This is a genomic window from Mariniflexile aquimaris, assembly GCF_042676825.1.
GTDB classification, from domain to species: Bacteria; Bacteroidota; Bacteroidia; order Flavobacteriales; family Flavobacteriaceae; genus Mariniflexile; species Mariniflexile aquimaris.
In genome coordinates this window covers 1-665 of sequence record NZ_JBHTIB010000049.1, presented here as the reverse complement: position 1 = coordinate 665, position 665 = coordinate 1, and the positions used below count along the sequence as shown (strand labels likewise).

Annotated in this window: 1 protein-coding gene; it reads right to left on the bottom strand. The window is 29.9% G+C overall.

What is annotated here, in order from left to right; genetic code table 11:
* Positions 1–264 precede the first annotated feature (264 nt).
* The gene (locus tag ACFQ0I_RS17355; RefSeq protein ID WP_379944257.1) at positions 265–387 is read right to left on the bottom strand and encodes a hypothetical protein; all 123 of its coding nucleotides are present in this window, start codon (positions 385–387) and stop codon (positions 265–267) included.
* Positions 388–665: the final 278 nt, after the last annotated feature.

Sequence of the window (665 nt, the reverse complement as noted above, 5' to 3'; positions counted from 1 at the left end):
CGTTGTGAAGCAATAGCTCAACTTCACCTTAAGACTTTTAATTCGAATGTTTTTGCGCTAAAAAAGCAGGACACCTAAAGGCTATTAAATCTAAGTGGATTATAGCAGATAATTCGCCACCAAGTTTTCGGAGATAAACCCCGTGAAAATGTATTTTCAAACGAGCGGTGTCGTATAAAACTTGATTGCTAAGGTATAAGATTAAAATTAAAAAGTCAAGTCCTCTCCTATTATAATATGATATCTTTACTAATTTAATAGCCTTTAGGTGAATCCATTATAAAAATAAGCGCCTAAATGAAACGACTCATACCACAATGTATAAATCATGACATTTATAAAAACATCTGAATTCCTTAAATCGGACTGAAGTTGAACTACTGACATTTATTTCTTTTCATTTTTCTTTAATTTAATGAAAAGCACTTTTAAACCTTACAATAATGAGACCCTATAATAAAGCGGTTTAAAATATAAAGCTCACAACACTATATATAAAAAATAAGGGATGCTGTGCTTTAACGAAATAGCCTGGAGAAAAGCACAGTCGCCAATTTAGAAAATTAATATTTCTCGTAAATTGTAAACATTTATTTACTAAATTGGCTTAGTAAAAACCAGAAGGTAAGTTTTTTTAATCCCTTACTTTTCATATATTTTACGTT

Coding starts and splice junctions, on each gene's coding strand:
- ACFQ0I_RS17355 (WP_379944257.1), bottom strand. CDS start 387: ATGTCAGTAGTTCAACTTCAGTCCGATTTAAGGAATTCAGATGTTTTT.